The sequence below is a fragment of the Amnibacterium sp. genome (assembly GCF_036559085.1).
Lineage (GTDB): Bacteria > Actinomycetota > Actinomycetes > Actinomycetales > Microbacteriaceae > Amnibacterium.
On sequence record NZ_DATBTU010000075.1, the window covers coordinates 126013 to 150215 of the forward strand.

Below are 24203 nucleotides of genomic sequence, written 5' to 3' on the forward strand. Positions count from 1 at the left end.
GGCGAAGGACGCCCCCGGGGGCGCGCCGTTCAGAGGCTCAGCAGGCGGGCGATCGAGCGCCCCACGGCCTCGCGCTCGATGAGGAACGCGTCGTGCCCGAAGGGGGACTCCAGCACGATCGGGCGCGGTCCGTCGACCGTCGTCGGGACCGCCCGCGCGATCCGCTCCTGGTCCGCGACGGGGTAGAGCCGGTCCGAGTCGATGCCGAGCACGAGCGTCGGGGCGCTGATCGTCGCGAGGGCGGCCTCGACGCCGCCGCGGCCCCGGCCGACGTCGTGGGAGCTCATGGCGTCGACGAGGCGGATGTAGCTGTTCGCGTCGAAGCGGCGCGGGAACCGGTTGCCGTGGAAGTCGAGGTACGACTCGACCGCGAAGCGGCCGTGCGCGCCGAGGGGGGAGACGTCGCTCTGCCACGAGCGGCCGAACCGCTCGTTCAGCTCACCCGCGCTGCGGTAGTTGAGCAGGGCCATCCGTCGGGCGAGCGCGAGGCCGCGGTGCGGCCCCTCGCCGTCGGGGGCGTCGTAGTAGTCGCCGCCCCGGAAGCGCGGGTCCGAGCGCACGGCCTCGGTCTGCACCGAGTTGAGGGCGATCTGGTCCGCGGTCGACGCGGGCGGCGCGGCGAGCACGGCGACCCGCCCCACCCGATCGGGCAGCCCGATGGCCCACTCGAGGGCGTGCATCCCGCCCATCGAGCCGCCGAGCACCGCGGCGAAACGGTCGATGCCGAGCGCGTCGGCGAACGCGGCCTGCGCGGCGACCTGGTCGCGGATGGTGAGGAAGGGGAACCGGCCGCCCCACTCGACGAGGTCGGGGCCGAGTGACGCCGGGCCGGTCGTGCCCTGGCAGCCGCCGAGGATGTTCGGGGCGACGACGAACCAGCGATCGGTGTCGATCGGGAGGCCGGGCCCCACCATCCCGGCCCACCACCCCGCCGTCGGCTGGCCGGGTGCCGCCGGGCCGACGACGTGCGCGTCGCCGGTGAGCGCGTGCAGGACGAGCACGGCGTTGTCGCGCGCCGCGTTCAGGGTGCCCCACTGCTCGTACGCGATCCGCACGTGCGGCAGCGAACCGCCGACCTCGAGGGGGAGGTCGCCGATCGGGACGAAGCGGCGGTCGGCGACCGGATCACCCTCCCGCCAGGCGCCGCTCGCGGGCGGCTTGCCGATCAGCTGGCGCGCATCCGCGTCCGTGATCGGCCGCGCCGCCTCGGAGTCCTCCGACGTCTGCCAGTCCATGTCCCGCCCAGTATGGATGCGCTGGAAGGGGCGCCCCAGCTGTGTGACAGCGAGGGCGCCCCTTCCGGATCGGATGGTCCTAGACCGTGGTCTCCTGGAAGGAGCGGGCGGCCTTCAGGCCGGCCTCGAGGTCCGCCTTCAGGTCGTCGATGTGCTCGAGCCCGATCGAGAGGCGCACGAGGCCCGGCGTGACACCGGTCGTCAGCTGCTGCTCGGGCGTGAGCTGCGAGTGCGTCGTCGAGGCGGGGTGGATGACGAGCGAGCGCACGTCGCCGATGTTCGCGAGGTGGCTGAACAGGTGCAGGCTCTCGACGAAGCGCCGGCCGGCGTCGACGCCGCCCTTCAGCTCGAACGACACGACCGCGCCGACGCCCTTCGGGGCGTAGCGGTTCGCCGCGGCGTACCAGGGGCTCGACGGCAGGCCCGCGTAGTTCACGCTGGCGACGTCCTCGTGGTTCTCGAGCCACTCGGCGATCTCCTGCGTGTTCTGCACGTGCCGCTCGATCCGCAGCGACAGCGTCTCGATGCCCTGGATGAGCGAGAAGGCGGTGTCGGGGGAGACGGCGGCGCCGATGTCCCGGAGCAGCTGGACGCGCGCCTTGATGATGTACGCGATGCCGTCGCCGACGGCGGTCGTGTACGAGGCGCCGTGGTACGAGGGGTCCGGCTCGGTGAGGCCCGGGAACTTGTCGACGTGCTCGCTCCACTTGAAGCGGCCGCCGTCGACGATCGCGCCCGCGACCACGGTGCCGTGGCCGCCGAGGAACTTCGTCGCCGAGTGCACGACGATGTCGGCCCCGTGCTCGAACGGGCGGATGAGGTACGGGGTCGCGATCGTGTTGTCGACGATCAGGGGGATGTCGTTCTCGTGCGCCACGTCGGCGACGGTGCGGATGTCGAGGACGTTGATCCTCGGGTTGCCGATCGTCTCCGCGAAGAACAGCTTCGTGTTCGGCCGCACGGCCGCGCGCCACGCCTCGGGGTCGTCCTGGTCCTCGACGAAGGTCGTCTCGATGCCGAGCTTCGCGAGCGTGTACTTGAAGAGGTTGTAGGTGCCGCCGTAGATCGAGCTCGACGAGACGATGTGGTCGCCCGCCTGCGCGATGTTCAGCACGGCGAAGGTCTCCGCCGCCTGCCCGGAGGCCAGCAGCAGGGCCGCGGTGCCGCCCTCGAGGGCCGCGATCCGCTCCTCCACGACCGCCTGGGTCGGGTTCTGGATGCGGTTGTAGATGTTGCCGAACTCGGCGAGGGCGAAGAGGTTCTTCGCGTGGTCGGCGGAGTTGAAGACGTACGACGTCGTCTTGTAGATGGGGGTCGCCCGCGCGTTGGTCACGGGGTCGGGGGCTGCACCGGCGTGGATCTGCTCGGTCTCGAAGTGCCAGGAGTGCTCGGTCATGCGGGCAACGCTAGGAAGGTGGGCCGCGGGGCGGTAGCGGCGGCGACACATGCCGTAACGAAGGCCCAGCGCGCGTGCTCTTGAATGGCCCTATGACGCGCAGAGCAGTGGTGACCGGGGCCAGCACGGGGATCGGGGCGGCCGCCGTCCGCCTTCTGCGCGAGCACGGCTGGGACGTCGTGGCCGTCGCGCGGCGCCAGGAGCGGCTCGCGGCGCTCGCCGCGGAGACCGGCTGCGACTTCGTCGTCGCGGACCTCACCGTCGCCGAGGACGTCGACCGCCTCGCCGCCGAGGTCGCCGCAGGGGGCCCGCTCACGACGCTCGTCAACAACGCCGGCGGCGCCCGCGGGCTCGCGACCGTGGAGGCCGGCAGCGTGGAGGACTGGCGGTGGATGTTCGAGGCGAACGTGATCGCCACGAAACGGGTGACGTCCGCCCTGCTGCCGCTGCTGCGGGACGGCGCCGAGGCGACCGGATCCGCCGACATCGTCACGGTCACCTCGATCGCCGGGCACATCGCCTACGAGGGCGGCAGCGGGTACAACGCGGCGAAGTTCGCCGAGCACGCCCTCGTCGCGGTGCTGCGCCTCGAGCTCGCCGGCGAGCCGATCCGCGTGATCGAGGTCGCGCCGGGACTCGTGAAGACGGAGGAGTTCTCCCTCAACCGCTTCGGCGGCGACCAGGCCAGGGCGGATGCCGTCTACGCGGACGTCCCCGAGCCGCTGACCGCCGAGGACATCGCCGAGAGCATCGTCGGCGCGGTGGAGCTGCCGGCGCACGTGAACCTCGACCTGATCACCATCAAGCCGGTCGCGCAGGCCGCCCCGTCGAAGCTCGTGAAGGGGAAGATCGCCGTCAAGCGCTGACGCCGGCGGCCCGGCACCGCACCTCGACGCAGATCGCAGGTGCGCGCCGGCGCCGGCAGGCGGAGGATTCCGGCGTGACCGGTGGGCGCAGCTCCGACACCCTCTCGCCGCGTGAGCGGGAGGTGCTCGGTGCTGTCGCCGAGCACCGTACGAACGCCGAGATCGCAGCCGAGCTGTTCATCTCGGTGCGGACGGTGGAGAGTCACGTCGCCGCGCTGCTGCGCAAGACGTCCGCCGGCGACCGGCGAGCGCTGATCGCCGCGGCACCAGGCCTGCTGCGAGCGGGATCCGGATCGGGGCGCTCCACGCGCTCCTCCGTCACGTCCTTCGTGGGCCGCGTGGCCGAGCGGGAGGCGCTCGGGGCGGCGCTGGACGAGCACCCGCTCGTCACCGCGCTCGGTCCCGGCGGGGTGGGGAAGACCCGCCTCGCGCAGGCGGTGATGGCCGAGCGGGGCGACCGGTACGCGGACGGCGCGTGGTACGTGGATCTCGTCCCGGTGACCGACCCGGAACGGGTCGCGCCCGCGATCGCCGCGGTGCTCGGCATCCCGGAGCGGCAGGACCGATCGCTCGCCGAGGGACTCGCGGCCTGGCTCGCCGGCCGCGATCTGCTGCTCGTGCTCGACAACTGCGAGCACCTGCTCGACGGCGTCGCCGCGCTCCTCGAGCACCTGCTGCTCGCGAGCGGCGGCCTCGTCGTGCTCGCGACGAGCCGCACGCGGCTCGCGGTCCCGTTCGAATCGGTCTTCCCGGTGCCCGGGCTGTCCTCGGACCGGGACGGCGCCCCCGGCGACGCCGTGCGGCTGTTCGAGGCGCGGGCGGCTGCGGCCGGCGTGGTGCTCGGCCCGGAGCTGCGGCCGCGCGTCGCCCACGTCTGCGACGCGCTCGACGGCATGGCCCTCGCGATCGAGCTCGCCGCCGCGCGCCTGCCGGCGATGGGGCTCGACGGCCTGGAGGCGGGGCTCGCCGACCGGCTCCCGATGCTCACCGGAGGCCGCCGGGCCGACGACCGCCATCGCTCGCTGCGCGCCACGCTGGACTGGAGCTACGCCCTGCTGCCGGCCGCGGACAAGGCGGTGCTGCGCGGCGTCGCCGTGTTCGCGGCGCCCTTCTCCGCCTCCGCTGCCGCGAGCGTCCTCCAGGACGACCGGAGCACCGGGGCGGAGGTCGAGGTGCTGGCGGAGCTGGCCGACAGCAGTCTCGTGATCGCCGAGCTCGGCCCACGAGGAACCCGCTACCGGCTGCTCGAGACGATCCGCCAGTACGGCGCCGAGCGGCTCGCGGAGCATGGCGAGGACCTCGCCACCCGCTCCGCGCATCTCGCCTGGTGCGCCGGGGAGGCGGAGGAGCTCCGCTCGCGGACGGATGCGGGAGGCGAGCTCTGGCGGGAGGACTTCGACGCCGTCGCCGACGACCTCCGCGCGGCGCTGGCCTGGGCGCGAGGGCGCCCCGACTGCCGCGCCGTCGCGTACCGGCTCGCGGAACGGTTCGGGTCGGCCCTGTTCACCCGCGGCCGGCCCGCGGAGTCGCAGCGACGGCTGGAGGAGGCGGCGGCGCTCGCCGCAGATCCCGCCACCGCTGCGTCCTGCCTCCGAGCCGCGGCGGGTGCGGCGGAGGCGCGACAAGCCGGCAACGAGTCGTTCCGCCTGCGGCGCGACGCTGCGGCCGCGTTCGTCCGGGCCGGCGATCCCGCCGGGGGCGCCGAGGAGCTGACCAAGGCGGCGTTGCTGGTCATCCGCTTCAACATGCTGTCCCCGCCTCCGGGACCCGAGGAGGTCCGGTCGCTGCTCACGGACGCCCGCCGCCTCGCCGGCGACGACCCGGTCGCACAGGGCCGTGTGCTCGCATCCGAGGCGTGCCTCGCGCCCCAGGACGACGCGACCAGCGCGGAGCTCGCGCGCCGGGCCATCGAGCTCACGCACCGCGCGGGCGACGCCGTCGGGGAGAGCGTGGCGCTCGACGCCCTCTGCGCGGTGCAGCTCACGCTGGGTGATCTCCAGGCCGGGGCGGCGAGCGCGTTCCGGCGCGTCGAGCTCCTCGACCCGCTGGTGATCACCCCGGAGCTCGGCTTCGAGCTCTTCGACGCGCTCGGCATGTCGACCGGCTGCGCCGTCGGTGTGGGGGACCTCACGCTCGCCGCGCGCTTCGCGGGTCGGATCCTCGCCCTGCCCTACTACGCGGAGGAGCAGCACCTCGCGACCACACGCTTGCTGATCGTCGACGCGCTCGCCGGGAACCTCGAGCGGTGCGCCCTGATGGCCGAGCGCTTCCGCGAGGACTGGGACCGTGCGGGCCGTCCCCTGGCGTCGAACCTCAGCGCCCCGGCGCTGTCCGCCTCGGTGGCCTTCGCGCTGCTCGGGGACGACGCGGCCGCTGCCGAGTGGCGAGCGGTGACGGATCTGCTGCTCACCGGCCCCGAGCGCGACGAGGAGTTCGACCTGAGCAGCCTGGAGGTCCTGGTGCTGCTCCACCGCTGCCGCTTCGACGAGGCGGTGCGGCGACTCACCCGCGATCCCCTGCGACCGGACGACTGGTACAACGCCGCCTGGCGCCCCTGGTACGCCGCGCTCTGGGCCGAGGCCGCCGTGCTCGCCGACCTCCCGGATGCGGCCGAACGGGTGGCCCGCGCGCGCCGCGTCGGGGCGCCGAACCCGATCGCGGTCGCCCTGCTCGACCGGGCGGCGGCGCTGCTCGATGGGGACGAAGCAGCGCTGCCGGCGATCGCCGAGCGCCTTCGCGCGGCAGGCTGCCCCTACCAGGCGGCGCGGACGGGCCTCCTCGCCGCACCCGGGGACCTGCGGGAGCAGGGGGCGGCCGACATGGCCCGGCTCGGCGCCACCGTCCGGAAGTAGGTCAGACCCGCCCGATCACGCCGCCGAGGATCAGGCGGGCGCCGGCCACGACCGCGAGCAGCACGGCGGCCGCCGTCGCGCCGACGAACGCCAGGCCGGCCACAGCGACGGCGAACAGCACCGCCTCCGTGAGCAGCCGGCCCCGTGGATCGAGGCGGCGGGCCGCCCGTGGTGCGAGGAAGGCGCCCCACACGACGACGACCACGACCGGCAGCAGCACGGCCGCCACGACGCGCACGGGCAGCGGGGCGGGGAGCGCGAGCCCGATGCCGACCGCGGCGACGAGCAGCGCCGCCTCGCAGGCGAGGGCGAGCACGGCGTTGAGGAGGATCGCGAAGCGCACCCGATCATGCTGCCGGTCCCGGCGGGAGCCGACGGACATCGCGGTCCGACGACAGCGGCCAGGCCCGATCCGGGAGCACCCCCGATCGCCTCCAGGACCTCGGCGAGCGCCGAGAATCCGTGATTCCCGACCGCGAGGTCGGCAGTGGGTTTCGGGAACCGGCACGGATCTCGTATCACGCGGCCCTGCCGAGCCTCCTGTCTATCGACAACCGAAGGAGTCGATCATGATCCACACCACCACCTCCCGCTCCGCCGACCTGCGGCACGTCCGTCGCGGCGTCCTGGCCGTCGCAGCGGCCGCCACCCTCCTCCTGGCCGTCGGCGCCACGCCCGCGACCGCCGCCCCCCGCATGCTCCCCGACGTCGGCGCCGGCATCGCCGTCGCACCCGCCCCCTCGACCCTCGACGCCCTCCGGTCGGCGCTGGAGGCGCTGCCGAACAGCGCCGAGGTCCACATCAGCCAGATCGACAAGAACTTCGAGGAGGGCGTCCTCGGCTGACCTGGGACGGCCGGTCACGCTGCCGCCCGCAGCGGGAGCGCCGTGACGTCATCGTCCCAGGACAGGAAGGACGCGCGAACCGGCAGGTCGGCACGGATCGCCGTGACGGTCGCGTCGACAGCCGCCGCCTCCCGGGGCGTGAGCCGCTGCGGACCGGGCCGCTCCCACAGCAGCCCGACCGAGCCGGCGTCCGCCGACCGGCAGATCTCGAGCACCGCCTCGGCCAGCCGGGGCACGACGTCGGGCGTGAACGGCACGCCCTCGATCGGGACCACGAGCTGCATCGGCACGCCGTCCTCGTCGTAGGGGAACAGCCAGAGCTGGTTCCGGATCGCGGGGCCGACGAGGCAGCGCACGGACTCGAGCAGATCGGCGTCGGTGGGGACGCCCGGTTCTTCGTTCATGGCCGGGATCGTGCTGCCGATGCGGCGCTCGGCGGGGAGCGGCGTGCATCCGGATCCGAGGAGCTCGCTCTCGGCGGCCTGTGGAGGAGCGGAGGCCGCGACGTCTTCGAAAGAATGGCGACGTGACGATCGCCGTGCGCCGGGCCGGAGCCGCCGACGCCGCAGCGCTCGTCCGCCTGCGGGCCGAGATGTACGCCGACATGGGGGACTCGTCGGATGCTCCGGATGCTCCGGATGCGCCCTGGCGGCCCGCGGCGGAGGCCTGGTTCACGGCATGGCTGCCGCGCACGGACGAGGTCGCCGCGTTCGTCGTCGACGAGCCGGGCGTCGGTCCGGTCGCCTGCGCGCTGGGCCTCGTGGAGCATCCGCCGCCCTCGCCGTCGAACCCGGTCGGCATCCGGGGGCACGTCTCGCAGGTCAGCACGCTGCCGGCGTTCCAGCGCCGCGGCTACGCGCGCGCCTGCGTCACGGCGCTGCTCGACTGGTTCGAGCGCGAGACGGACGCGCGCCGCCTCGATCTCTCCCCAAGTGCACGGACGCCACGCCGCTTCGCGTCGCGTCGTAACCGGCGCTCGGGGGCCCCCGCGACAACGAGCGGCGAACCCCGCTACCGCTCGCTCGGCTTCACCCCGTCGTCCTACCCGGCGCTCCGGCTCCGCCTCCACTGAGCTCGGCTGCGCGCCACCACGGAGCGCGCGGTTCCGTAGTGGGTTCGGTGGTGAGCACGGATGTGTGCCGGGCCGCCCCGGACAAGCCTCTCGGTCATCCAGATCCTCCCGATCATCAAGGAGCCGATCATGTTCCAGCCCACGACCCTCCACACCGACTTCGCCCTCCAGTCGCAGTACGACCGGATGGCCCGAGTCCGCATCTCGCGGCGCAGCCGCGGTGAGCGCCGGGAGCGCCGCGAAGCGCTGTTCGCCGCAACCGCCCGGCTGTTCCGCTCCGCCGAGACGACCGCGCCGGCGCTCGACGCCGAGCGTCCCGCCACCGTCTGAGCCGCTCCCACCGCCCCTCCGGACGCGGGGCCCTGTGCAACGGGCCCCGCGGGGAGGATGATCCGATCTCGTGCAGAGCCGCCCGCTCGTACCGCTTTCGGCCCGCGAGCTCGACGTCCTCCGTGCGCTGGCGGAGCACGGCACGAACGCCGAGGTCGCCGCCGAGCATCCGGCCGTCGCTCCGCTCACCTCGTTCGTGGGCCGGAAGCGCGAACGCGAGCGGCTCACCGCCGCACTCGCGGCCGACCTCTTCGTCACCACCGTCGGGCCGGGCGGGCCCGGCAAGACCCGGCTCGCCCGGGACGTGCTCGAGCGGGCCGCGACGCTGCCGGCGATCGCCTGCCGGCTGGACGGGCTCGGGGCGTCGTACCAGGCGGCGCGCACCCGGCTGCTCGCCGGCGGTGCGGAGGCGGCGCGCGGGGCGGCGGAGCGCCGGGCGTGCGGGGCGGCGCCGGTGGGGCCGCCGGCATCGGGCGTCGCGACGGAGCAGGACTCCCGCTCGTGAGCACCGGGACGGCCGACGCCCTCTCCCCGCGGGAGCGGGAGGTGCTCGCGGCGCTCGCCGGGCACGCGACGAACGCGGAGATCGCCGAGCGGCTGTTCCTGTCGGTCCGCACCGTGGAGAGCCACGTCGCGTCGCTGCTGCGGAAGACGGGTGCGCGGGACCGTCGCGCGCTCGCGGGCCTCGCGGTCGAGCCCGCCGCATCTGCGCCGCCGGTCGCCTCGACCCTCACGTCGTTCATCGGCCGCGCCCATGAGCGCGCCGCCCTCGCCGTCGCGCTCGGGGAGCACCGCCTCGTCACCGCGCTCGGACCGGGCGGCGTCGGCAAGACCCGGCTCGCCTTCAGCGTCGCGGCCGACCTCGCCGAGCGGTACCCGGAGGGGTCGTGGCTCGTCGACCTCGTGCCGATCACGGATCCGGCGCGGATCGCGCCGACCATCGCCGAGCGGATCGGCGTGCAGGAGCGGCAGGGTCGCGCCCCCGTCGACGCGCTCGAGGCGTGGCTGAGCACGAGGACCACCCTGCTCGTGCTCGACAACTGCGAGCACCTGCTCGATCCCGTCGCCGAGCTCCTCGAGCGCCTCCTCGCCGGGTGCCCCGGCCTCACCGTGCTCGCGACGAGCCGCACGCGCCTCGCGGTGCCGTTCGAGTGGGTGTTCCCGGTCCCCGGCCTCTCCGCCGGCCCCGACGGCGACGCGGCCGCGCTCTTCACCGCCCGGGCGCTCGCGGCCGGCACGCGACTGACGGATGCGGATCGCGAGCGCGTCGGGGCGATCTGCACCGGGCTCGAGGGCGTGGCGCTCGCGATCGAGCTGGCCGCCGCTCGGCTGCCCTCGCTCGGGCTCGATGGCCTCGAGGCCGGCCTCGGCGACCGCCTCGCGCTGCTCACGGGCGGCCGCCGCGCCGACGCCCGGCACCGGTCGCTCCGCGCCGCCGTCGACTGGAGCCACGACCTGCTCGCTCCCGAGGAGCGCGCGGTGCTGCGGCGGGTGTCCGTGTTCGCGACGCCGTTCCCGGCGACCGCGGCGGCCGACGTCGTCGCCGCGCTGCCCGGCGTCACCAGGGGCGCGGTGCCCGGGGCGCTCGCGGCCCTCGTCGACTGCAGCCTGCTGGACGCGGTCAGCACGAACGACGGCACGCGGTACCGGGCGCTCGAGACGATCCGCCAGTACGGCGCCGAGCTGCTCGAGGCCGAGGGGGAGACGACCGCGGTGCGGTCCGCGCACCTGCGGTGGTGCATGGTCCATGCCGAGCAGCTGCCGGTGGAGGCGCAGGACGACGAGCGGTGGACCCGCGACGTCGACGCCCTCGCCGACGAGGCGCGGACGGCGCTCGCCCGGGACGACCTCCCGGCGGCCGACCGCGAGGGAGCCTTCCGGCTCGCCGAGCGGATCGCGCGGCTGGTCTTCGCCCGCGGCATCCCGGCCGAGGCGCAGCGTCGCTTCGAGCAGGCGGCCGTGCTCGCGGCGGATCCGGCGAGCCGCGGCCGGATGCTCGTCGCGGCAGCCGGGGCCGCGGAGGCACGGCAGTTCGGCGCCCCGTCCATCCGCCTGCGCGGGGAGGCTGCACGGGCGTTCCGCGAGGCGGGCGACGACGCCCTGGCGGCGGTCCAGCTCGCCCGCGAGGCCGAGGCCATGGTCCGGTTCCGGGGCATCATCACGCCGCGGCCGGAGCCCGAGGCCGCCGAGCCGGTGCTCGACGAGGCGCGTCCGCTCGCCGGCGGCGACCCGCGCGCGCTCGCTCGCATCGCCGTCGCGGAGATCCTCGGGATGCACGACGAGGATCCGGCGAAGGAGTCGGCCGCGCTCGATCTCCTCCCCGAGCTCGAGCGGCTGGACGACCGCGTCGGGCGGAGCTCGGTGCTCGACGGGATCTGCACCATCCGCCTCGCCCGGGGCGATCTGACCGGCGCCTTCGCCGCCGCCTCCGAGCGGATCGAGCTGCTCGCACCGCTCGGCATCAGCCCGGAGATCGGCGCCGAGCTGACCGATGCGCTGCAGATGACGGCGGAGTGCGCGATCGGCGTCGGCGACATCCCCGCGGCGAGGCGCCTGAGCGGCAGGCTGCTCACCCTCCCGTCGCACGCAGGCGAGGGGTACCTGGCGGTGTCGAGAGCGATCATCGTCGCCGCGATCGCCGGCGACGTGCAGCTCGCCCGCGATCTCGGCGTGCGATTCCTCGACGGCTGGGAGCGAGCCGGCCGTCCCAGGGTGAACAGCCTGAGCCCCACCGCGATGGCCGTCGGTTGCGCGGCCGCCCTCCAGGGCGACGACGACGACGCGGCGCGATGGCTGGGGATCGCGCGGGCGCTGCTGACGCGCGACTTCCGGGAGCAGTACTTCGAGGTGCTCGTCTGCCGCCTCCTCCCGCTGCTGCACGGCGGCGACAGCACGCGAGCGCTCGACACGGCGGCGACCGCGCCCGATGGCAGGAACGGCAGGGACGACTGGTACGAGAACCTGTGGCGCCCCTGGTACGCGGCATTGCGAACGGAGGTCGCGGTCATCGCCGCGGTACCGGGCGCGGCCGGATGGATCGCCGCTGCCCGGTCCATCGTCGAGCAGAACCCGGTGACCGCCCTCCTCGTCGACCGCGCGGACGCCCTCCTGCGCGAGGACGGTGATGGCCTGCCGGCGATCGCCGACCGCCTCGAGGCGCTCGGCGCCCGCTACCAGGCGGCGCGCACGCGCATCATGGCCGGCGGCGCGCTCCGCGAGCGCGGCGAGGGCGAGATGGCCGCGTGCGGCGCCGCCCCGATGACCTGGCCGCTCGGCTGAGGGTCAGCCGCGGCCGTACGGCCACCGCCAGTCCGCGATCGACGGGTCGTCCTCGCCGTGCTCCCGCGTGTAGGTGCGCGCGGCGAGGCGGGCGTCGCTCATCCGCTGGCGCAGGGCGGCGTACCCGGTGCCGAGCGACGGCACCCGGTCGATGACGTCCGACACGAGCGAGAACCGGTCGAGCCGGTTCATCATCACCATGTCGAACGGCGTCGTGGTGGTGCCCTCCTCGATGTACCCGTGGACGTGGAACTGGTCGTGGTTCGCGCGCTTGTACGTGAGGCGGTGGATGAGCGTCGGATAGCCGTGATAGGCGAAGACCACCGGCTTGTCGGGAGTGAAGATCGCGTCGAACTCGCGGTCCGGCAGCCCGTGCGGATGCTCGCGGTCCGACTGCAGGCGCATCAGGTCGACGACGTTCACGACCCGGACCTTCAGGTCCGGCACGTGCTGCCGCAGCAGGTCGGCGGCCGCGAGCACCTCCATCGTGGGGATCTCGCCGGCGGCGGCGAGCACGACATCCGGCTCGTTCACGGTGGTCGACGCCCACTCCCAGATGCCGAGCCCCCGTGTGCAGTGCGCGATCGCCTCGTCCATCGTCAGGTAGTCGAGCTGCTCCTGCTTGCCCGCCACGATCACGTTGATGTACTGCCGGCTGCGCAGCGCGTGGTCGCCGACCGAGAGCAGGCAGTTCGCATCCGGCGGCAGGTAGACGCGGGCGATCTCCGCCTTCTTGTTCACGACGTGGTCGACGAAGCCGGGGTCCTGGTGACTGGACCCGTTGTGGTCCTGCCGCCAGACGTGCGAGGTGATCAGGTAGTTCAGGCTCGCGATCGGTCGCCGCCACTCGATCCGGTTGATGTCGTGCAGCCACTTCGCGTGCTGGTTCACCATCGAGTCGACGATGTGCGCGAAGGCCTCGTACGAGCTCATCAGCCCGTGGCGCCCGGTGAGCAGGTAGCCCTCCAGCCAGCCCTGCAGGAGGTGCTCCGACAGCACCTCCATGACCCGGCCGTTCGGCGCGAGGTGGTCGTCGGTCGGCAGGATCGGCTCCTGCCAGGCGCGGTCCGTGGTCCCGAACACGGCCTGGAGCCGGTTCGACGCGGTCTCGTCCGGGCCCATCAGCCGGAAGCGGTCGGGGTTCGCGGCCATCACGTCGCGGAGGTAGTCGCCGAGCACCGTCGTGGCCGAGTGCATCGTCGAGCCGGGCTCCTCGACCTCGACGGCGTAGTCGCGGAAGTCGGGCAGCTCGAGGTCCTTGAGGATCGCCCCGCCGTTCGTGTGCGGGTTCGCCCCCATCCGCCGCGGCCCCTCGGGCGCGAGCTCCTGCAGCTCGGGCACGAGCCGGCCGTCCTCGTCGAACAGCTCCTCCGGGCGGTAGCGGCGCATCCACGCCTCGAGCTCGCGCAGGTGTCCCTCGTTCGTGCGTACCTCGGACAGCGGCACCTGGTGGGCGCGGAAGGTGCCCTCGATCTGCTTCCCGTCGACCTCCTTCGGGCCGGTCCAGCCCTTCGGGGTGCGCATCACGATCATCGGCCAGGGCGCCGGACCCTGCGGGCGGGATCCGTTCCGCGCCGCCCCCTGGATCGCGGCGATGCGGTCGAGGCAGGTGTCGAGCGCCTCCGCCATCGCCCGGTGCACCGCCATGGGCTCCTCGCCGGCGACGACGATCGGGTCCCAGCCCCAGCCGCGGATGAGCTGCAGCAGCTGCTCCTCGGGGATGCGGGCGAGCACGGTCGGGTTCGCGATCTTGTAGCCGTTGAGGTGCAGGATCGGCAGCACCGCCCCGTCGCGGGCGGCGTCGAGGAACGCGGGCGCGTGCCAGCTCGTGGCGAGCGGGCCGGTCTCCGCCTCGCCGTCACCGATGACGGTGAAGGCGACCAGGTCGGGGTTGTCGAAGACGGCGCCGGTGGCGTGCATCAGCGAGTAGCCGAGCTCGCCGCCCTCGTTGATGGAGCCGGGCGTCTCGGGCGCCGCGTGACTCGGGATGCCGCCGGGGAACGAGAACTGCCGGAAGAGGCGCCGCATCCCGTCCTCCGACTCCGAGATGTGCGGGTAGACCTCCGAGTAGGTGCCCTCGAGGTAGGTGTTCGCCACGACGCCGGGGCCGCCGTGGCCGGGACCCGCGATGAAGATCCCGTCGAGGTCGCGCTCCTTGATCACCCGGTTGGCGTGCACGTAGACGAGGTTCAGCCCGGGCGTCGTGCCCCAGTGGCCGAGCAGGCGCGGCTTGATGTGCTCGGGCGCGAGCGGCTGCTGCAGCAGCGGGTTGTCGAGCAGGTAGATCTGCCCGACGGAGAGGTAGTTGGCGGCCGACCAGTAGCGGTGCATCCGGTCCAGCAGCTCGTCGTCGACGGTGGTGCGGGGGGCGGCGGTGTCGGTTGCGGTCACACGCCTCAGCGTCACCCGACAGCCTGGACGGCAGCCCCCCGCCCGGTCGGAGAGCCATGAACAGCGGGCGAACGGCTCGTCACGCCCGCGTCACGGCTCGGTCGTGCTCGGCGAGGAAGGCGGCGAGCACCTCGAGGATCGCCTGCGGGTGCTCGAGGTGCGAGCAGTGGCTCGCATCCGGCTCGACGTGCGTGCGCACGTCCGGGATCAGGTCGACGAACGGCTGCCAGACCTCGGGCGTCGCCTCGTCGAACTCGCCGGCGAGCACGAGCGTCGGCACGGCGATCTGCGGCAGCCGGTCGATGATGCTCCAGCCGGCCATCGTGCCGGTGACGAAGAACTCGTTCACGCCGTTCATCGTGTGGTACACGGTCGGCTCGGCCTCCATCTGCGCGGTGGAGGCGACGAGGTCCGCGGGGTACGGATCCATCCGGCAGACGTGCCGCCGGTAGTAGACGTCGACGGCGGCGAGGTACTCCGGGTCCTCGATCGAACCGTCCGCCTCGTGCCGCTCGAGCGCCTCGCGCGTCTCGGGCGGCAGGTCCTCGCGGAGCCGGTTCGCGCCGGCGACCCAGAGCTCCATCGAGGCGGGGGAGTTGAGGATGCCGAGCGAGGCGAGCCCGGCGGGCCGCCGCACCGCGATCTCCGAGCCGAGCATCCCGCCCCAGGACTGGCCGGCCACGTGGTACCGCTCGAGCCCGAGGTGCGCGACGAGGTTGTCGAACTCCTCGACGAACAGCTCCGGCGTCCAGAACTCCTTCGGTGCGTCGGGCAGGTGGGTGCTGCGGCCGCAGCCGAGCTGGTCGTAGTGGATGACCCGGCGGCCCGTCTTCGACAGCGCGGCGAGGTTCCGGATGTAGTCGTGCGCCATGCCGGGGCCGCCGTGCAGCAGCACGACCGGCAGCGCACCGGGCACGGGCTCCTGGGGCTCGGTGATCCTGACCCACGTGGTCCAGTCCCGGAAGGGCACCTCGATCTCCGTCACATCCACGCTCTGGCTCCTTCCGCCGTCGTCGCTCATTCTGGTCCTCCCGCACCCGGCGATACGCTTCCGGGGATGAGCACCGATCAGGCCGCCCCGCCCCGCGAGATCCTGCGGTGGGAGGACGTGGGCGGCGCCGCCCGCGAGCTCGCCACCCGCATCCACGACGACGGCTTCGAGCCCGAGATCGTCGTCGCGATCGCCCGCGGCGGCCTCCTCGTCGGCGGGGCGCTCGCCTACGCGCTCGGCGTGAAGAGCTGCGGATCGATCAACGTCGAGCTCTACACCGGGGTCGATGAGACCTTGCCCGAGCCGCTGCTGCTGCCGCCGCACCTCGACGGGGACTCGCTGGCGGGCCGCCGCGTGCTGCTCGCCGACGACGTCTCGCAGTCGGGCCTGACCCTGAAGCTCGCCGTCGAGATCATCGAGCGGATGGGCGCTGAGGTGCGCACCGCCTGCTTCTACACGAAGCCGCAGACCGTCTTCGTGCCCGACTGGTCCTGGAAGGACACCGACCGCTGGATCGTCTTCCCGTGGTCGGCCGAGCCGCCCGTCACCGGCGGCGCGGCCGGATGACCGGACGCCTCCACCTCGTCGGGGGCGGCTGGGGCGGGCGGGCGGAGCCCTGGCGCGGCTTCGTCGAGGACGCGCGGGCCGCGGGCGGCCGCGAGGTCCCGCGCATCGCGGTGCTCTCGGTGCGCGACGGCGACGAGGACGACCACGCCGCGAAGCTGATCGAGGCCGTGACGCTCGCCGGCCCGATCGAGGCCCGCGTCGCGACCGCCCGGCACGGCGGCAGCCTCGATCCCGCCGTGCTCGACGAGGCCGACGGCGTGCTCGTCGGCGGCGGCCTCACCCCGGCCTACCTCGACGCGGTGCTGCCGCTCGCGGACCGCATCCGCGCGCTCGTCGCGGCCGGCCGGCCGTACGCGGGCTTCTCCGCGGGTTCCGCGATCGCGGCCCGGCACGCCCTGCTCGGCGGCTGGCGGCACCACGGCGTCCCGGTCCTCGATCCGGACTTCGGCGAGGACCGCGACGAGCTGCTCGTGCGGGACGGGCTCGGCCTCGCCGCCCTCACGATCGACGTGCACGCCGCGCAGTGGGGCACGCTCGCGCGCCTGATCACCGCGGTCGGCGGCGGCGTCGTGCCCGAGGGCGCGGCGATCGACGAGGACACCGCCCTCGTGCTCGGCGACGCGGCGACGATCGCGGGCGCCGGCAACGTCTGGTGGGTGTCCTCGGGCGACGGCGCGGTCGCGGTGCGGCGGGAGCCGGCCGGATGAGCCGACTCGCAGACCTCGCCGCCGCTGGCACGATCGATGCCGGCTGGGCGGCGGCCCTCGAGCCGGCCGAGCCGGCGCTGCTGGCCGCGGAGGCCTTCGCTGCCGCGGACGTCGCGGCGGGGCACGACGTGCTGCCCGCCCCCGGGCTCGTGCTGCGCGCGTTCACGCTGCCGCTCGACGCCGTGCGGGTCGTCGTGGTCGGGCAGGACCCGTATCCGACCCCCGGGCATCCGATCGGCCTCGCGTTCGCCGTCGAGCGGCACGTGCGGCCGCTGCCGCGCAGCCTCGTGAACATCTACCGGGAGCGCCAGGACGACCTCGGGCTGCCGCCCGCGGCCCACGGCGACCTCACCGCGTGGGCGGACCGCGGGGTGCTGCTGCTGAACCGCGACCTCACCGTGCGCGCCGGCGCCGCCGGATCACACCACGGCCGGGGCTGGGAGGCGGTGACCGGCCGGGCGCTCGCGGCGCTCGCCGAGCGCGGCGGGCCGCTCGTCGCGATCCTCTGGGGCAAGCGGGCGCAGGCGCTCGGGGCGGACCTGCTCCCGCACGTCGCGCGGGTCGAGTCCGCGCATCCGAGCCCGCTGTCGGCGCGCACGGGCTTCTTCGGGTCGCGGCCCTTCAGCCGCACGAACGCGCTGCTGGAGCAGCAGGGCGCGCGCGGCATCGACTGGCGCCTCCCGGATTAGGCTCGCGCCGTGCTGGAGGAGGAGTACGAGGCGCGGCGGGTCAAGCCGTTCCACCTCCGACGCCTGCCGCCGCCGGAGCCCGAGTTCGCGTACTCGATCCGGCCGGCGACCGCGCGCGACCTCCCCGACGTTCGGCAGCTCTACAACCACTACGTCACGAACAGCATGGTCACCTTCGACGAGGACACCATGTCGCTGCGTGAGTGGCGCTCGAAGTTCGCCTACCTCACCCGGCTGAAGCTGCCGTTCCTCGTCGCCGTCTCGCCGTCCGGGCAGGTGATCGGCTACGCGCTCTGCACGCCGTGGCGGCAGAAGCGCGCGTACCGGCACACGGCCGAGAGCTCCATCTACCTGTCGCCGGCGGCGACCGGCAAGGGCCTCGGCAAGGCGCTGCTCACCGCGCTCATCGACGCGGGCCGCGAGGCGGGCCTCAAGGAGCTGCTCGCCGTCATCGCCGACAAGGGCGCCGAGTCGTCGCTGCGGCTGCACGAGTCGCTCGGCTTCAAGGAGGTCGGGCGGATGGGGCGGGTCGGCTTCAAGTTCGACCGGTGGATCGGCACCGTGCTGCTGCAGCGGTCGATCAAGTAGTGGCCTTCGAGCTCCACCACCTCTCCGCGCAGGAGCAGTGGGACTGGATCCAGCGCCGCGACGCGACGGTGCTCGAGGTCGTCGAGCACGCGCTCGCGCGCATCGCACGGCTGGACGGCGACCTCGGCGCCTTCGCCCGGGTGGATGCGGAGCGGGCGCGGTCCACGGCGGCGCGGCTCGATGCCGAAGGGCCGGGGCCCGCGCCGCTCTGGGGCGTGCCGGTCGCCGAGAAGGAGCTCGCGCGCCGAGCGGGCACCGTCTCGGGGAGCGGATCGCGGCTGTTCGCGGACCGGCCGGCGGCCGCATCCGACCGCATCATCACGGCGATCGACGCCGCCGGCGCCGTCTCGGTCGGCGCGACGACGGCGCCCGAGTTCGGCCTGACCGGGTACACCGAGCCGGCCGGACGCCCGCCGGCGCGGAACCCCTGGGGCCCGTCGACGGGCGCCGGCGGGTCGAGCGGCGGCGCGGCCGCGGCGGTCGCGGCCGGGCTGGTGCCGGTCGCGGTCGGCTCCGACGGCGGCGGCTCCGTGCGGATCCCGGCCGCCACCTGCGGCGTGGTCGGGCTGAAGCCCTCGCGGGGGCGCGTGCCCGCGCAGGGCGGCCGGGAGTCGCTCGCCGGCATGGTGACCGCCGGGCCGATCGGCCGGAGCGTCGCGGACGTCGCGATGGTGCTGGACGCGCTCGGCGCGCCCGACGGGGTGCCGCGCCGGCCGCCGTTCGCGCTCGTGCCGCCGGGGGAGGGGCCGTTCCTCGGCGCCGCGGTGCGCGGCGAGGGCCGCTTCCAGGTCGGCGTGCTCGAGGGTTCGGTCTGGGACGAGGCGGTCGACATCGCCGTGGACCCCGCATCCGTCGCCGCGGTGGGCCGCACCATCGCGGCGCTCGACGAGCTCGGCCACGGCCTCGAGCCGGTGCGGCTGCCGGGGGAGCGGTACCCCGAGTTCTTCGGCGTGCTGTGGGCGGCGTCCGCCGCCGGCATCCCGGCGCACGGCGAGGCGGAGCTCGCGCTGCTCGAGTCCTACACCGCCGCGATGGTCGAGCGCGGGCGGGCGCTGCCGGCCGAGCGGCTGCTGTGGGCCTTGTCCGCCGCCGCCGCGTTCGAGCGGCGTGCCGTCGCCGCGTTCGACGGCTTCGACGCGGTGCTCACGCCCGCGCTCGCCCTCCCGCCGATGCCGCTCGGCTGGTTCACCGAGGATCCCGACCCCGACGTCGTCTTCGCTCGCCAGGTGCAGGCGGCGCCGTACTCGTCGTTCGTCAACATCGCCGGCCTGCCCGCGATCGTGCTGCCCGTCGGCGCCGCCGACACCGGATGGCCGGCGGGCGTGCAGCTGATCGGCCGCCCGGGCGGGGAGGCGACGATCCTCGCGCTCGCCCGGCAGCTCGAGCGGCGCTTCGGCTGGCCGCGCCGCCATCCGCCGGTCTGGTGACCGGCGCCTGATCCCTTGGTGGGTTGCCACTTCTGGCCCTTGAAACGCCCGTTCGAGGGCGAGAAGTGGCAACCCACCGGGTGCGCACGCCCCTCAGGACGTGAGGGAGATCGCCAGCGTCGCGAGGGTCACGGTGATCGGCGCGGCGATCAGGCCGAGACCCGCGAACCGCAGCCAGGACACCCGCATGTCCATCGAGGTCAGGCCTCGATGCCAGAGCAGCGTCGCGAGCGACGCCCACGGCGTGATCAGCGGCCCCGCGTTCACGGCGACGAGCAGCGCGAGCAGTCGTTCCGGGGACTTCGCCACCGGCTCGAGCGCGAGGTAGGCGGGCAGGTTGTCGGCGACGTTCGCGGCGACCGTGCCCGTGCCGGCGAGCCGGAGGAGGTCGAGCGGGCCGTTCCCCGTGCCCGCCACCGCGGCGAGCAGCTCGGTGAGCCCCAGCCGCCCTGCGGCGGTGACGACGAGGAAGAGGCCGCAGACGAACACGACGAGCGACACCGGCAGCAGCGTGAGCGTGAAGCCCTTCGTGCGCCGGACGGCGAACGCGACGGCGAGCACCACGGCCGCGACGGTGGCCGGCATCCAGACCGCGATGCCGAGCAGCGGATCGCCGAGGGCGAGCGAGGGGACGAGCAGCACGAGCACGATCGCGGCGATGCGGAACAGCACCGGATCCCCGACCGGTGCGGGCTCGGGCACCACGTAGGAGCGGCGGAGGTCGCGCCGGTACACGATCGCGAGGATCACGACGGGCACCACGATCGCGACGAGCGCCGGCAGGGCCGCCCGCACGACGTAGCCGCCGGCGCCGAGACCCGGACCGGCCGCGGCGAGCAGGTTGGTGAGGTTCGACACCGGCAGCAGCAGAGAGCCGGTGTTCGCGAGCCACACGGTCGCCATCGCGAACGGCAGCGCAGGCAGGCCCACGCGGCGGGCGAGCGTCACGACGATCGGGGTCAGCAGCACCGCTGTGGTGTCGAGCGACAGGAAGATCGTGGCGACCACCGCCACCACGACGACGAGCAGCCAGAGCAGGATGCCGCGTCCCCGCCCGGCGCGCGCCGCCCCGTCGGCGATGCGGTCGAACACCCCGGCGCGCGTCGCGAGCGCGGCGACGACGGTGATCGCGACGACGAAGCCGAGTACGGGCGCGATCCGCTCGCCGAGCGCGAGCGCATCCGCCGGGGGCAGCACGCCGACGACGACCGCCACCGCGCCGACCAGGAGCAGGCCGCCTCCGAGCACGGCCAGCACCACGGGCCGAATCTATCGGTCGCCGCCCGTGGGAACCGAGCGCCGGCGGCCTGCCGAGGTGCTCGCGCTAGCGCAGTCCCGCGCGGACCTCGCTCACGGACCACAGCGCCTTCGCGACGCCCGCGTCGTCCGCCTGCTTCGGCAGCCGGCCGGGCGCCTTCAAGCGGTCGAAGTAGTTGCCCGACGGTGCCGGCACGTCGGGGGCGGCGGCGAGCCGCACGAGCGGCTCTGCGCCCTGCTCGGACGAGAGCGCGAACCGCTGCCCGAAGCTCACGAGCGCGCCGCGGTTGCCGAAGCCGCTCGCCACGAAGCCCGGATGGAAGGCGTACGCGGTCACGCCGGTGCCGGCGAGGCGCCGCGCGAGCTCGCGCGTGAAGACGACGTTCTCGAGCTTGCTCGCTCCGTAGGCGCGCCAGCCGGCGAGCCAGGGGCCCTTCTTCGTGTCGAGGTCGTCGAAGCGGATGCGGCCGGAGGCCGCCGCTGCACTCGCCGTCTGGATGATCCGCACGCTCGCCGGCGGCGCATCCGCCGCGGTCGCGACGATCCTCGGCAGCAGCAGGTTCGTCAGCAGGAAGCCGGCGAGGTGGTTCCGCTGGAACATCGAGCCGAAGCCGTCGACCGTCTCGGTCTTCGGGCCGATGCCGCCGGCGTTGTTCGCGAGCACGTGGATGGCGGGCAGGTCGCGGTTGAGCTCGTCGGCGAGTCGGCGCACGTCGTCGAGCCGCTCGAAGTCCGCGAGGTAGGCGCGGCCGCCGATCTGCTCCGCGACGGCGCGGGTGCGCTCCGGGTTGCGGCCCACCACGACGACGTCGGCGCCGAGCGCGGCGAGCTCGATCGCCGCCGCGCGGCCGATGCCCGAGCTCGCGCCCGTGATCACGACCGTGCGGCCCTCCATGCGGCCCGGGGCCGGCAGCGTGACGCTCATGCGCGGCCGTCCGTCTCGAGCAGGCGCAGCCAGATCTCGCTGAGCGTCGGATAGGACGGCACCGCGTGCCAGAGCCGCTGGATCGGTACCTCACCCACGACCGCCACCGTCGCCGACTGCAGCAGCTCGCCCACATCCGCTCCCACGAAGGTCGCTCCGATCACCACGTCGCGGTCGTCGTCGAGCACCAGCTTCGCTCGCCCGACGTAGTCGTCCGAGAAGACGGTAGCCCCCGAGACGCCTGCGAGGTCGTACTCCACTGTGCGGATGGACCGTCCGGCCTTCCGCGCGGCCGCCTCGGTGAGTCCCACGGATGCGACCTCCGGATCCGTGAACGTCACCTGCGGCACCGCGCCGTGGTCCGCCGTCGCCACATGGCGCCCCCACGGGTCCGTGAGCAGCGGGTCGCCGCTGGCCCGAGCCGCGATGACCCGACCCGCCGCACGTGCCTGGTACTTGCCCTGGTGCGTGAGCAGGGCGCGGTGGTTGACGTCGCCGACGGCGTACAGCCATGGCACCGCGGCGTTGGTCTCGGCGGTGACGATCAGGGTGTCGTCGGTGGGCAGCCAGTCGCCGTCGGTCAGCCCGACGGAGGCGAGGCCGAAGTCCTTCGTGCGCGGGGCGCGGCCGGTGGCCGCGAGGATCTCCGCGGCGGCCACGACGGCGCCGTCGCCGAGGGTCACCTCGACGCCGCCGTCGCCGGTGCGATGCACGGCCGTCGTCAGGGCGCCGAGCCGGACGTCGACGCCGAGGCCCTGCAGCGCATCCGCGACGAGCTCACCCGCGAACGGCTCCTGCCCGGCGAGCAGCCCGCTGCCGCGCACGAGCATCGTCACGGCCGTGCCGAGGCTCGCGTAGACCGTCGCCATCTCGCAGGCGACCACGCCACCGCCGACCACCACGAGCGATTCCGGCGCCTCGGTCGCGCCGGTCGCGTCACGCGAGGTCCAGGGCTTCGCGTCGGCCAGCCCGTCGATCGGCGGGATCAGCGGGTCCGAGCCGGTGCAGACGGCGACCGCGTGGGTCGCCTCGACCTCGACGACGGTGCCGTCGAGCGCCGTGATCCGCACCTGCTTCACGCCGCTGAGCTGCGCGCGCCCGCGGATGAGGTCGATGCCGGCCGAGCGCAGCCACTCGACCTGGCCGCCGTCGTCGTAGTCGCCGACGACCGAGTCGCGCCGGCCGAAGACGTCGGCGGGGGAGAGGGTGCCGGTGACGGTCTCGGCCGCGCCGCGCACGTGCTGGGCGGCGCGGAGCGCGGCGCCGGGCCGGAGCAGGGCCTTCGACGGGATGCAGGCCCAGTAGGAGCACTCGCCGCCGACGAGCTCGTTCTCGACGATCACCACCGAGAGCCCGCCGCGGTGGGCGTAGTCCGCGACGTTCTCGCCGACCGGCCCCGCGCCGATCACGACGAGGTCGTAGGTGTGATCCGCCATGCCCGCTCCTTCATGCGACCCCGACGGGGGTCGCGCATCTCGAAGGCTAGCCCGGGCCTCCGTCCCTCCGGCGCGGTGGTCAGCGCGCGGGGGCGCGCACCGATCAGCGCGTGCGGGTGGCGGCCGTGAGCGCGGAGAGGATGCGCAGGATCGGCGCGAGGCCGCCCGTCGCGGCGTCGGGCGAGGCGGGGGCGAACATGGTGATCGCGGCGCCCGCGAGCCTGCGCCCGGTCAGCGCGGCGCCGATCGCGGCGGTGAGGTCCGCCGTCGCGACGCCGAACGGCTGCGGGTCTGGCACGCCGTCGAACTCGGCGGGGTCGAGCACGTCGAGGTCGACGTGCAGGTAGACCTCGTCGAAGCCGAGCGGGTCGAGCACCGACGCGAGCCCCGCGCCGACCGCATCCGCGTCGATCCGCACGATCGGCGACTCCTCCAGGTACTCCGCCTCGCCGTCGTCGAGGGCACGGGTGCCGGCGAGCACGACGGATGCGGGATCGAGCGGCGGGGCGGCGACGAGGCCGGGCGCGCCGTCGCCGAGCAGGGCGCGCAGCACCATGCCGGAGAACGCGGCGGACGGGCTCGTGGCCGGGGTGTTGAGATCCGGGTGCGCGTCGAACCAGAGCACGCCGAGGCGCGCCTTCCGGCTCGCGGCGGACGCCATCGCGTGCTCGACGGCGGCGAGCTCCACGCCGCAGTCGCCGCCGATCACGATCGGCACGTCGGACACGGGGACCTGCCCCAGCGCCTCGGCGAGCCGCTCGCGCACGACGGCGAGGCTCGAGTACCGGTGCACGCCGCTGCCGACCGCGTCGCCGGCGCCGAGCGGGATCTCGACGACGCGGGTCGCGGATGAGGGCAGGTCGCCGCGGATCGCCTCGGCCCCGTCGATCAGCCGCATGGACCGGCTGGACGCCGACCCCTGCCATTCGGGCACGACGAGGAAGGTGGCGGCCATCGCCGCAGCGTATCCCGGTGGGGCGGTGCGGCCGGACCGCCCCGCGTCAGCCGGCGACGGGCCGGGTGTCGCAGTCGCGGCAGACGGTCCGCGTCGTGTGCGGGGTCACACCGGCGTCGGTGACCGCGTAGAACGGCACCTCGTACACCTGGTCCCCCTCGCAGCGGTCGCAGGTCGCACCGGTGTGCCGGGGCTCGCCGGTCGTGATGGTGGGGCGCTTCGGCTGCCGGGTCTCGCAGACGCAGAAGGTCGTCTCGCCGACGCGACGCGGTCCGGTGTCGTGCATCCGGAACAGCACCACGTGGAAGAGGCCCTCCGTGCGGCAGCGGAGGCAGGTGGCGTCGACCGGCGTGGGACTGCCGGCCGTGACGGCGGAAGCGGAGGAGGCGGCCATG

23 protein-coding genes are annotated in these 24203 nt (G+C 74.5%); 12 read left to right on the plus strand and 11 right to left on the minus strand.

Annotated elements, in window-relative coordinates; translation table 11 throughout:
• Window positions 1–29: 29 nt before the first annotated feature.
• Both metX and VIG76_RS14260 read right to left on the minus strand, forming a co-directional pair.
• On the minus strand, window positions 30–1235 hold the full coding sequence (gene metX, locus VIG76_RS14255; RefSeq protein ID WP_331955309.1) for a homoserine O-acetyltransferase MetX: 1206 nt from the start codon (window positions 1233–1235) through the stop codon (window positions 30–32).
• 79 nt (window positions 1236–1314) lie between these two features.
• Window positions 1315–2631 (minus strand): bifunctional o-acetylhomoserine/o-acetylserine sulfhydrylase, encoded by a 1317-nt coding sequence (locus tag VIG76_RS14260; protein WP_331955311.1) that lies wholly within the window; start codon window positions 2629–2631, stop codon window positions 1315–1317.
• 92 nt (window positions 2632–2723) lie between these two features.
• On the opposite strand from VIG76_RS14260, the gene VIG76_RS14265 reads away from it, so the two are divergent.
• Both VIG76_RS14265 and VIG76_RS14270 read left to right on the plus strand, forming a co-directional pair.
• Complete coding sequence (locus VIG76_RS14265; protein ID WP_331955313.1) at window positions 2724–3497, plus strand: SDR family oxidoreductase; 774 nt, start codon at window positions 2724–2726, stop codon at window positions 3495–3497.
• A gap of 74 nt (window positions 3498–3571) precedes the next feature.
• A complete protein-coding gene (locus tag VIG76_RS14270) occupies window positions 3572–6349 on the plus strand; it encodes an ATP-binding protein (protein WP_331955315.1) in 2778 nt (925 codons plus the stop codon).
• A gap of 1 nt (window position 6350) precedes the next feature.
• On the opposite strand, the gene VIG76_RS14275 is transcribed toward VIG76_RS14270, so the two are convergent.
• The gene (locus tag VIG76_RS14275; RefSeq protein ID WP_331955317.1) at window positions 6351–6692 is read right to left on the minus strand and encodes a DUF2568 domain-containing protein; all 342 of its coding nucleotides are present in this window, start codon (window positions 6690–6692) and stop codon (window positions 6351–6353) included.
• Window positions 6693–6918: 226 nt separating this feature from the next.
• On the opposite strand from VIG76_RS14275, the gene VIG76_RS14280 reads away from it, so the two are divergent.
• Entirely contained in the window at window positions 6919–7194 is a 276-nt protein-coding gene (locus tag VIG76_RS14280; protein ID WP_331955319.1) for a hypothetical protein, read from the plus strand.
• Between the two features lie 14 nt (window positions 7195–7208).
• Here the strand turns inward: VIG76_RS14280 and VIG76_RS14285 are convergent, their stop codons facing one another.
• A complete protein-coding gene (locus tag VIG76_RS14285; RefSeq protein WP_331955321.1) occupies window positions 7209–7598 on the minus strand; it encodes a hypothetical protein in 390 nt (129 codons plus the stop codon).
• A gap of 122 nt (window positions 7599–7720) precedes the next feature.
• Between VIG76_RS14285 and VIG76_RS14290 the strand changes: the two genes are divergently transcribed.
• From VIG76_RS14290 to VIG76_RS14305, 4 genes are all read left to right on the plus strand, one after another.
• Window positions 7721–8266 carry a GNAT family N-acetyltransferase gene (locus VIG76_RS14290; RefSeq protein WP_331955323.1) on the plus strand — a complete coding sequence of 182 codons (546 nt, stop codon included), beginning with the start codon at window positions 7721–7723 and terminating at the stop codon, window positions 8264–8266.
• A gap of 129 nt (window positions 8267–8395) precedes the next feature.
• The gene (locus VIG76_RS14295) at window positions 8396–8596 is read left to right on the plus strand and encodes a hypothetical protein (RefSeq protein WP_331955325.1); all 201 of its coding nucleotides are present in this window, start codon (window positions 8396–8398) and stop codon (window positions 8594–8596) included.
• 70 nt (window positions 8597–8666) lie between these two features.
• The gene (locus VIG76_RS14300) at window positions 8667–9101 is read left to right on the plus strand and encodes a hypothetical protein (RefSeq protein WP_331955327.1); all 435 of its coding nucleotides are present in this window, start codon (window positions 8667–8669) and stop codon (window positions 9099–9101) included.
• On the plus strand, window positions 9098–11875 hold the full coding sequence (locus VIG76_RS14305; protein ID WP_331955329.1) for an ATP-binding protein: 2778 nt from the start codon (window positions 9098–9100) through the stop codon (window positions 11873–11875). The genes VIG76_RS14300 and VIG76_RS14305 overlap by 4 nt, the downstream gene beginning before the upstream one ends.
• Before the next feature lie 3 nt (window positions 11876–11878).
• Here the strand turns inward: VIG76_RS14305 and VIG76_RS14310 are convergent, their stop codons facing one another.
• Window positions 11879–14266, minus strand: a complete 2388-nt coding sequence (locus VIG76_RS14310; RefSeq protein ID WP_331955331.1) for a phosphoketolase family protein — start codon at window positions 14264–14266, stop codon at window positions 11879–11881.
• 79 nt (window positions 14267–14345) lie between these two features.
• Window positions 14346–15257, minus strand: coding sequence for a proline iminopeptidase-family hydrolase (locus tag VIG76_RS14315; protein ID WP_331955333.1), 912 nt, complete (start codon window positions 15255–15257; stop codon window positions 14346–14348).
• Window positions 15258–15323: 66 nt separating this feature from the next.
• Between VIG76_RS14315 and VIG76_RS14320 the strand changes: the two genes are divergently transcribed.
• The 5 genes from VIG76_RS14320 to VIG76_RS14340 are packed head-to-tail and all read left to right on the plus strand — an operon-like array spanning window position 15324 to window position 19235.
• Window positions 15324–15824: a phosphoribosyltransferase gene (locus VIG76_RS14320; RefSeq protein ID WP_331955335.1), complete on the plus strand. Its 501-nt coding sequence runs from the start codon at window positions 15324–15326 to the stop codon at window positions 15822–15824.
• The gene (locus VIG76_RS14325; protein ID WP_331955338.1) at window positions 15821–16531 is read left to right on the plus strand and encodes a Type 1 glutamine amidotransferase-like domain-containing protein; all 711 of its coding nucleotides are present in this window, start codon (window positions 15821–15823) and stop codon (window positions 16529–16531) included. The genes VIG76_RS14320 and VIG76_RS14325 overlap by 4 nt, the downstream gene beginning before the upstream one ends.
• On the plus strand, window positions 16528–17220 hold the full coding sequence (locus VIG76_RS14330) for a uracil-DNA glycosylase (RefSeq protein ID WP_331955340.1): 693 nt from the start codon (window positions 16528–16530) through the stop codon (window positions 17218–17220). Before VIG76_RS14325 ends, VIG76_RS14330 begins: the two co-directional genes overlap by 4 nt.
• A 9-nt stretch (window positions 17221–17229) precedes the next feature.
• Entirely contained in the window at window positions 17230–17808 is a 579-nt protein-coding gene (locus tag VIG76_RS14335; protein ID WP_331955342.1) for a GNAT family N-acetyltransferase, read from the plus strand.
• Window positions 17808–19235: an amidase gene (locus tag VIG76_RS14340; RefSeq protein WP_331955344.1), complete on the plus strand. Its 1428-nt coding sequence runs from the start codon at window positions 17808–17810 to the stop codon at window positions 19233–19235. Before VIG76_RS14335 ends, VIG76_RS14340 begins: the two co-directional genes overlap by 1 nt.
• A gap of 93 nt (window positions 19236–19328) precedes the next feature.
• Here VIG76_RS14340 and VIG76_RS14345 read toward each other — a convergent pair whose 3' ends face one another.
• The 5 genes from VIG76_RS14345 to VIG76_RS14365 all read right to left on the minus strand — a co-directional run bounded on the left by VIG76_RS14345 (window position 19329) and on the right by VIG76_RS14365 (window position 24202).
• A complete protein-coding gene (locus VIG76_RS14345) occupies window positions 19329–20504 on the minus strand; it encodes an SLC13 family permease (RefSeq protein ID WP_473964783.1) in 1176 nt (391 codons plus the stop codon).
• A 55-nt stretch (window positions 20505–20559) separates the two neighbouring features.
• Window positions 20560–21417: an SDR family NAD(P)-dependent oxidoreductase gene (locus tag VIG76_RS14350; protein ID WP_331955348.1), complete on the minus strand. Its 858-nt coding sequence runs from the start codon at window positions 21415–21417 to the stop codon at window positions 20560–20562.
• Window positions 21414–22853 (minus strand): dihydrolipoyl dehydrogenase family protein, encoded by a 1440-nt coding sequence (locus VIG76_RS14355; protein ID WP_331955350.1) that lies wholly within the window; start codon window positions 22851–22853, stop codon window positions 21414–21416. Before VIG76_RS14355 ends, VIG76_RS14350 begins: the two co-directional genes overlap by 4 nt.
• 103 nt (window positions 22854–22956) lie before the next feature.
• The gene (locus tag VIG76_RS14360) at window positions 22957–23808 is read right to left on the minus strand and encodes an arginase family protein (protein WP_331955352.1); all 852 of its coding nucleotides are present in this window, start codon (window positions 23806–23808) and stop codon (window positions 22957–22959) included.
• Between the two features lie 46 nt (window positions 23809–23854).
• Window positions 23855–24202 carry a hypothetical protein gene (locus VIG76_RS14365; RefSeq protein WP_331955354.1) on the minus strand — a complete coding sequence of 116 codons (348 nt, stop codon included), beginning with the start codon at window positions 24200–24202 and terminating at the stop codon, window positions 23855–23857.
• Between the last annotated feature and the right edge of the window lies 1 nt (window position 24203).

What these genes read in the sequence shown, in the direction of transcription:
- metX (WP_331955309.1), bottom strand. Translation starts at nt 1,235, where the DNA reads ATGGACTGGCAGACGTCGGAGGACTCCGAGGCGGCGCGGCCGATCACG.
- VIG76_RS14260 (WP_331955311.1), bottom strand. Translation starts at nt 2,631, where the DNA reads ATGACCGAGCACTCCTGGCACTTCGAGACCGAGCAGATCCACGCCGGT.
- VIG76_RS14265 (WP_331955313.1), top strand. Translation starts at nt 2,724, where the DNA reads ATGACGCGCAGAGCAGTGGTGACCGGGGCCAGCACGGGGATCGGGGCG.
- VIG76_RS14280 (WP_331955319.1), top strand. Translation starts at nt 6,919, where the DNA reads ATGATCCACACCACCACCTCCCGCTCCGCCGACCTGCGGCACGTCCGT.
- VIG76_RS14285 (WP_331955321.1), bottom strand. Translation starts at nt 7,598, where the DNA reads ATGAACGAAGAACCGGGCGTCCCCACCGACGCCGATCTGCTCGAGTCC.
- VIG76_RS14295 (WP_331955325.1), top strand. Translation starts at nt 8,396, where the DNA reads ATGTTCCAGCCCACGACCCTCCACACCGACTTCGCCCTCCAGTCGCAG.
- VIG76_RS14320 (WP_331955335.1), top strand. Translation starts at nt 15,324, where the DNA reads ATGAGCACCGATCAGGCCGCCCCGCCCCGCGAGATCCTGCGGTGGGAG.
- VIG76_RS14325 (WP_331955338.1), top strand. Translation starts at nt 15,821, where the DNA reads ATGACCGGACGCCTCCACCTCGTCGGGGGCGGCTGGGGCGGGCGGGCG.
- VIG76_RS14330 (WP_331955340.1), top strand. Translation starts at nt 16,528, where the DNA reads ATGAGCCGACTCGCAGACCTCGCCGCCGCTGGCACGATCGATGCCGGC.
- VIG76_RS14350 (WP_331955348.1), bottom strand. Translation starts at nt 21,417, where the DNA reads ATGAGCGTCACGCTGCCGGCCCCGGGCCGCATGGAGGGCCGCACGGTC.
- VIG76_RS14355 (WP_331955350.1), bottom strand. Translation starts at nt 22,853, where the DNA reads ATGGCGGATCACACCTACGACCTCGTCGTGATCGGCGCGGGGCCGGTC.
- VIG76_RS14360 (WP_331955352.1), bottom strand. Translation starts at nt 23,808, where the DNA reads ATGGCCGCCACCTTCCTCGTCGTGCCCGAATGGCAGGGGTCGGCGTCC.
- VIG76_RS14365 (WP_331955354.1), bottom strand. Translation starts at nt 24,202, where the DNA reads ATGGCCGCCTCCTCCGCTTCCGCCGTCACGGCCGGCAGTCCCACGCCG.